This is a genomic window from Tateyamaria sp. (assembly GCF_059783535.1).
Genome location: NZ_JBYNDP010000050.1, coordinates 19,285 through 25,994, shown reverse-complemented (window position 1 = coordinate 25,994; position 6,710 = coordinate 19,285). Strand labels below are relative to the sequence as shown.

Genomic DNA, 6,710 nt, shown 5'->3' with positions numbered 1-6,710 from the left:
ACCTGCTTGTCCGCACGCATGGACTTGATGGTGCGCATGTTGTGCAAGCGGTCGCTCAGCTTGACCAGGATCACGCGCATGTCCTTTGACATGGCCATGAACAGCTTACGGAAGTTCTCGGCCTGTTTGGTTTCAGCACTCGACAACTGGAGGTTGGTCAGCTTGGTGACGCCGTCGACCAACTTGGCGACATCATCGCCGAACTGCTCGGCCACCATGGCGTAGCTGGCCTTGGTATCCTCGATCGTGTCATGCAACAGAGCGGTAACAATGGTCGCATCGTCCAACTGCTGCTCAGTCAGGATCGCGGCAACAGCGACGGGGTGCGTGAAGTACGGCTCGCCGGAATGACGGAACTGCCCTTCATGCATCTGACCGCCAAATGCATAAGCCCGGCGGATCAGGTCTTCGTTTGTCTTTGGGTTGTAGTTGCGGACCAGCGCGATCAGATCGTCGTCAGAGATCATCCGGTCCGCACCCGACTAGGATCAGCCCTGGCCTTGCGCGGCCATCAACTGACGCAGGAGCATCTCTTCGGACATGCTATCTTCTTCCGGCTTGTCCTGCTCGGCACCCATAAGAAGCGCCATGGCATCTTCTTCCGCCTCGTCCACTTCGATCTGGCTTTGGTTCGACTCAATCAGGCGCTCACGTAGTTCTTCCGAACTTTGCGTCTCTTCGGCAATCTCGCGCAGCGATACGACAGGGTTCTTGTCATTGTCGCGGTCCACTGTGATGGGCGCGCCGGACGAAATCTCGCGGGCGCGATGCGCGGCCAGCATCACCAGCTCGAAACGGTTTGGAACCTTGTCAACGCAGTCTTCAACGGTCACGCGGGCCATGGGTGTGCTCCAGATCAGGCGGATTTAGATAGAAGGCTGTTATCTAGGCCCGATTGCACTGAATGACAAGCACCTATTCGATGGGCACAATAGCCTCAAGATCTGCGCTCGGAAGCGCATCCCGCATCTCCGTAACCGACTTCCGCGCAATCGGGTGCACCCAATCAGGCGCAACATCCGACAAGGGAACAAGAACGAATGCGCGTTCGTGCATGCGGGGATGCGGCAGCAGCAATTGGCCTGGAGCCATTTCTTTTTGTTTTGGCAGGGGTAGTTCCATCCAGGTGCGTAAGACCCGAACATTCGGTCGGATCATGTCGTCATGTGCCAACAAATCCAAATCTATGATGCGCTGCTCCCACCGAGCTTTTCGGCGGCGTCCAAGACGGGCTTCGACCTCATGCAATCGGGTGATGGCTTCGGAGGATGACCAAGGCGCCTCAACTACAATCGCAGCGTTTACGAAGTCGGGACCACTGTCGACGGGAACTGCCGGGGTGCGAAAAAAGCGACTGCGACCCCGAATCACTGCTCCCATCTTTTCAATCGAATCAATGGCACTGTGAAGCGTTTCGACGGGTGTGCCGACGTCCGAATGCATGTTTGACCCTAGGGCAACCAGCAATTTGGGACCGTTACATGGCGTAGTTTTGCCTATTTGGGTGTCATCAGTCACTTGCGACATATTAAAAATCACCTATTTTTCAATTACCGCTTTTCGCGTTTTTACGCACTCACTCACGGAAATCACAGGCGGTACCCGAATTTTCGGAAGGACATTTTATGTTTTACAAAGACGAACGGCTGGCGCTGTTCATCGATGGGTCGAACTTATACGCCGCAGCCAAAGCGCTTGGGTTCGATATCGACTATAAGTTACTGAGGCAGGAGTTCATGCGGCGAGGCAAGTTGCTTCGTGCTTTCTACTACACAGCACTGTTGGAAAATGACGAGTATTCGCCGATCCGGCCTTTGGTAGATTGGTTGAACTACAACGGCTTTACCATGGTGACCAAGCCAGCAAAGGAATACACCGACTCGATGGGGCGCCGTAAGGTGAAGGGGAACATGGACATCGAATTAGCGGTGGACGCCATGGAACTTGCGCCGCGCGTCGACCACATCGTTCTATTTTCGGGCGACGGGGATTTTCGTCCGCTTGTAGAAAGCCTGCAGCGTCAGGGCGTCCGTGTTTCCGTAGTATCGACGATCCGCAGCCAACCGCCGATGATTTCGGACGATCTGCGACGTCAGGCAGACAACTTCATCGAGTTGGATGAACTGAAAGACGTCATAGGACGTCCGCCGCGCGAACCAATGCCAGAACGCGAAGAACGGGTTCAGGCCCAAGGCTAATCCAAATGTGAAAACGGCCAGCGACATTGCACTGCCGCTGGCTGTCTGTTCACAAAGTGTTTGGTCATAGAAAACATTTTGCGCGCTGTTGGATAGAACGCACCGCATTGTTTTAAAACGAAAATCACTGTGCCAGTATCCCCCTGATTGGGGGGATACGCTGGTGTATCGTGATGCCGAAGCACTTGAACAACTGACGACCATCGACGCGCTGTGGGCTGGCGCAGTCCAAAGGCTGCGCGCGCGCGGCATTCATCGTGTCATCTACATAACGGCTCATGGCTCCCCACCGGGAGCCAGCAGACTGCTCACCACGTGCCCGAACCTGTATGCGAACGCTTCACCGGACAAAGACCCTTTCTTGAGCCACTGTTGCGACAGTAACGAGATCACTCAAATCGACCCCGAGTTTCTGTCGTAACATGCCTATCTGCCTGATGAGGCGAAAACGTTCATCAAGACGGCGCGCGCCGAAGGTTTCCTGACAGGTTTTGGAATTCCGACGCGCTTGCGCGGGGCCGAAATCATATACATGCGGGCACGCGGCCTCAGTCGAAAAGAAGCGGCACGCCTGTGCGGGATCAGCATGAACACCGTCAGGGAATACGCCAAAACAGCCTGTCGCAAGCTTGGCATCCACAATCGCGCAGAAGCCGCCCGCCTGATTTTTGGCAACACAAACCACGCAGTCTAGCCGAAACTCTTTACCCCAACGCCCCTAACACTTACTTCTGACACAATGACAGGAGCGGCCATGACCAAGCCAGCATTGACCCTTTACCTCGCCGCGCCGCGCGGGTTCTGTGCTGGCGTGGATCGCGCGATCAAGATCGTTGAAATGGCGTTGGATAAGTGGGGGGCACCCGTCTTTGTCCGGCACGAGATCGTGCACAACAAGTTCGTTGTCGACAGCCTGCGTGACAAGGGCGCCGTCTTTGTCGAGGAACTGACGGAATGCCCGGATGACCGGCCCGTCATCTTCTCGGCCCACGGCGTGCCGAAATCCGTCCCGCAAGCGGCGCAAGCGCGCGAGATGATCTATGTCGATGCCACCTGCCCCCTAGTCAGCAAGGTCCATATCGAGGCGCAGCGGCACGCCGACAACGGTTTGCAGATGATCATGATCGGCCATGAGGGCCACCCCGAAACGGTAGGCACCATGGGCCAACTGCCCGAGGGCGAAGTGCTGCTGGTCGAAACAGTCGAAGACGTGGCAACGGTGCAAGTGCGCGACCCGGACAAGCTCGCCTTCGTGACCCAGACCACGCTGTCGGTGGATGACACGGCTGATATCGTGGCAGCGCTGCAAACACGCTTCCCTGCCATTGTCGGCCCGCACAAGGAAGACATCTGCTACGCCACCACCAACCGGCAGGAAGCGGTCAAGGCGATGGCCCCCAAATGCGACGCGATGCTTGTGGTTGGCGCTCCGAACTCGTCAAATTCCAAACGACTGGTCGAGGTCGGCGCACGCGCCGGCTGCACCTACGCACAGTTGGTGCAACGGGGGGCGGATATCGACTGGCGCGCGCTGGACGGGATCAAAAGCATGGGCATCACGGCAGGCGCATCCGCGCCAGAAGTGCTGATCAACGAAGTCATCGACGCCTTCCGCGACAGATATGACGTGACGGTCGAGATGGTCGAAACAGCGGTCGAGAATGTGGAATTCAAAGTGCCACGGGTTTTGCGAGAGCCTGCATAACAGCGCAAGGCCGCGACAAGCCCATAGCTCCAGATGCTGCGGCTTAAACTCATGTCCGTTTACCTCAATAAAGTGTTGTATCTAGCGTCATCTAGCCGCTGCCTACCGGCATGTATTTATACGGGGTATAATAATTTTAGGAGGAGAATCGCATGCCCACTGGACACATTATGATGGCAATGAGCCTCGACGGTTTTGTTGCCAGAAAAGATCATTCGCTCGATTGGTTGAACAAGCAGCCCACTCAGCACGAAGACCATGGGTTTTCCGACTTCATGGACAGCGTGGATGCTCTTGTCATGGGAAGTGGATCGCTGAGAACCGTTCTCGGATTTGGCGAATGGCCGTATGTGAAACCCGTCGTTGTCCTCAGCCGTTCCATGACAAAACAGGATCTGCCCGAACATCTGCAAGACAAGGTGGAGTTTTCGACGGCCAGTCCTCAAGAGTTGTGGGAGGATTTAAGCCAAAAAGACTATAAGCGCATCTACGTAGATGGAGGGGCCATCATTCGGTCATTTCTCAATGCGGGATTGATTCAGGATATGAAGATCACCATGGTTCCCATTCTGCTGGGAGGTGGAATTCGCATCTTCGGCGAAACGGATGGTGACGTTGATCTTGAGTTGGTCTCGGCTGCACCGTTTCCGTCAGGTATGGTTGATCTGGTCTACAAGTTAAAAGGTTCATGACCAATTCGTCGCCGGTCGGACGGCCCCCAAAGTTAACGCAGCGTCTTTCAAAGCAGCTTGTCCTGCAAACCGCGCTGCCAATTGTTCAAGAACAAGGCGCGGACTCGCTCTCATTCCGGCTGCTGGCGGAGAAACTGAAGGTCACCCCAATGGCGGTGACCTACCACACCGGCAACAAGCGTCAGCTTCTGGCGGACCTTGTTAGGCTTGCATTCAGGGACACTCTAAAGAACGTAGCGAAGGAAAGCCCGTCCCAAAGAGCACATGCAATTTTAATTGCGTACTGCCAACGCGCCTTGCTGAATGCCAATCTACTGCGGGCAGTTCTTGAGGACGTTTCGCTCATGAGTGAAGATCTCATTCTGATCACCAACGAGTTGCAGACATGCACACAACAACTCGAGAACGGTGATGAGAGCAATGTCCTCCTCCACCTCCTGATTGACTACACACACGGTTTCGTCTTCTCGGCGACCAGCGGCGATAACAACCCGCTAGAGATCAAGGACTACCGACGCGGAATTGAGTGGATTCTGGATCGCTCTGCGAATGAGACAGAAGACTAGCGGACAGTGCCACAGGAGCAGCGAACGTCCGGTGCCCCAGCAAAGCTGTCGCGCGCATTGACACTAAAATGGTCCGGCGCCAAAGCCCCGGCCGCCTTCGGCATGCAGCATGGCTTTCGCATGGTTAAAATGGCGTATGCCCACCGCGCGATCACCAACTCTTTGTGACCAAACACAAATCACAAACCGCTAAACATCCCGTAACCCCACCGAAAGACCTGTCCCCGCGGGGACAGATTGCCAAACCCGCCCCTTCGCCCTAGCCTTCGCTTGTCCTAACCCGAAGGTTTCCATGCTCTCTCTCCAGTTTTTCCTGACCGCTCTCGTCGTCGTCATCGCCCCGGGCACGGGCGTGATCTACACCCTCGCTCTGGGCCTGGGCCAAGGCCGCCGCGCCGCGCTCTGGGCCGCATTTGGCTGCACTTTCGGGATCGTCCCGCACCTTCTGGCCGCGACGCTCGGACTGGCGGCGATCCTTCACACCTCTGCTCTCCTGTTCAATATCGTAAAGTTTGCAGGCGTCGCGTATCTGCTGTGGCTCGCATGGGGCAGCCTGCGCAGCGGAGGTGCACTGAACATTTCGTCCCAGCGCAGTGCCGATGCAGGGTGGCGGATTGCAAGGCGGGGTGCGTTGATCAACATCCTGAACCCGAAGCTGTCGATCTTTTTCCTCGCGCTGCTGCCTCCGTTCCTGTCGGGCAACGCGACAACGGCAACGTTCGAGATGACGACACTTGGGCTGGTTTTCATGGCGATGACCTTCGCGGTATTCGTTCTGTACGGCACATTCGCCGCGGCGGCGCGCCAGTGGATCCTCGGATCAGAGGTCGTCATGCGCTGGCTCTCCCGCAGCTTTGCTGCGATCTTTGCGGCGTTGGCCGGCCGCCTTGCGCTTGAACGCGCGTGAGCAGCGACTGGATTTACTTCGACGGTGTTATCGAACCCATGGAGTGGGGAAAAAACACCTACACCGTTCTGCGTTTGCCGGAAGCCGTTGCAGCGGCCCTGCCGCCCCAAACCAAACGGATCGAGGGCGAATTTGGCGATTTCCCGATCAATCTGGCGCTGACGAAAGCCCCGGTGATCGACGGGCTGTTTGTTTACACCGGCAAGACATTTCTCCGCGACAGTGGGCTTGAGGTTGGAGAGCCCTTTGACGCGCGCGTACGACCTGTCGACCCGAGCCTCGTTGAGGTGCCGGAGGATGTTTTGCTGGCTATCCGCAGCTCCGGTCAGATCAACGCCTGGAACGCTTTGACACCGGGTCAGCAGCGCTCCAGATTGCATCTTGTCAACACGGCCAAAAGGGCCGACACCCGCACCAAACGCATTCAAAAACTGATCAGCGAACTATGACCAGAATACCCAGCGTCCCCCTTGCCCTTGGCCTGGCCGGCGTGATCCCGTTTGTCTGGGGCGCGGCGACGCTCTTGAACGATGCGCTTGGCGCGTGGGGTGCTCAGGCATTCGGGCCACGTTTCGTCGGACCATATGTTCAGCTGTTCTATGGCTCGGTCATCCTGTCGTTCATGTCCGGCGTTTTGTGGGG

The 6,710-nt window shown here is 56.6% G+C and carries 11 protein-coding genes; 8 read left to right on the top strand and 3 right to left on the bottom strand.

The features are described from left to right. The 3 genes from AC6RA8_RS11550 to folK form a co-directional block, all read right to left on the bottom strand. Nucleotides 1–467 (bottom strand): HD domain-containing protein (locus AC6RA8_RS11550; protein WP_500352901.1); only part of this gene is annotated, 467 nt, incomplete at its 3' end. 21 nt (nucleotides 468–488) lie between these two features. Further along, nucleotides 489–842: a DNA-directed RNA polymerase subunit omega gene (gene rpoZ / locus AC6RA8_RS11545; protein WP_039682236.1), complete on the bottom strand. Its 354-nt coding sequence runs from the start codon at nucleotides 840–842 to the stop codon at nucleotides 489–491. A gap of 73 nt (nucleotides 843–915) precedes the next feature. Continuing rightward, on the bottom strand, nucleotides 916–1,527 hold the full coding sequence (gene folK / locus AC6RA8_RS11540) for a 2-amino-4-hydroxy-6-hydroxymethyldihydropteridine diphosphokinase (protein ID WP_500352900.1): 612 nt from the start codon (nucleotides 1,525–1,527) through the stop codon (nucleotides 916–918). Nucleotides 1,528–1,625: 98 nt separating this feature from the next. On the opposite strand from folK, the gene AC6RA8_RS11535 reads away from it, so the two are divergent. The 8 genes from AC6RA8_RS11535 to AC6RA8_RS11500 all read left to right on the top strand — a co-directional run. Further along, nucleotides 1,626–2,198, top strand: a complete 573-nt coding sequence (locus tag AC6RA8_RS11535) for a LabA-like NYN domain-containing protein (protein WP_189368237.1) — start codon at nucleotides 1,626–1,628, stop codon at nucleotides 2,196–2,198. Nucleotides 2,199–2,730: 532 nt separating this feature from the next. Then, a complete protein-coding gene (locus AC6RA8_RS11530) occupies nucleotides 2,731–2,892 on the top strand; it encodes a LuxR C-terminal-related transcriptional regulator (RefSeq protein WP_500352899.1) in 162 nt (53 codons plus the stop codon). A gap of 60 nt (nucleotides 2,893–2,952) precedes the next feature. Further along, nucleotides 2,953–3,903, top strand: a complete 951-nt coding sequence (gene ispH, locus AC6RA8_RS11525; RefSeq protein WP_500352898.1) for a 4-hydroxy-3-methylbut-2-enyl diphosphate reductase — start codon at nucleotides 2,953–2,955, stop codon at nucleotides 3,901–3,903. Nucleotides 3,904–4,055: 152 nt separating this feature from the next. Beyond that, nucleotides 4,056–4,595, top strand: coding sequence for a dihydrofolate reductase family protein (locus AC6RA8_RS11520; protein WP_500352897.1), 540 nt, complete (start codon nucleotides 4,056–4,058; stop codon nucleotides 4,593–4,595). Further along, nucleotides 4,592–5,161, top strand: coding sequence for a TetR/AcrR family transcriptional regulator (locus tag AC6RA8_RS11515; protein ID WP_500352896.1), 570 nt, complete (start codon nucleotides 4,592–4,594; stop codon nucleotides 5,159–5,161). Before AC6RA8_RS11520 ends, AC6RA8_RS11515 begins: the two co-directional genes overlap by 4 nt. Before the next feature lie 292 nt (nucleotides 5,162–5,453). Then, nucleotides 5,454–6,068: a LysE family translocator gene (locus tag AC6RA8_RS11510; protein WP_500352895.1), complete on the top strand. Its 615-nt coding sequence runs from the start codon at nucleotides 5,454–5,456 to the stop codon at nucleotides 6,066–6,068. Then, on the top strand, nucleotides 6,065–6,517 hold the full coding sequence (locus AC6RA8_RS11505; RefSeq protein ID WP_500352894.1) for a YdeI/OmpD-associated family protein: 453 nt from the start codon (nucleotides 6,065–6,067) through the stop codon (nucleotides 6,515–6,517). Before AC6RA8_RS11510 ends, AC6RA8_RS11505 begins: the two co-directional genes overlap by 4 nt. Beyond that, nucleotides 6,514–6,710 (top strand): DUF3429 domain-containing protein (locus AC6RA8_RS11500; protein ID WP_500352893.1); only part of this gene is annotated, 197 nt, incomplete at its 3' end. The genes AC6RA8_RS11505 and AC6RA8_RS11500, both read left to right, overlap by 4 nt.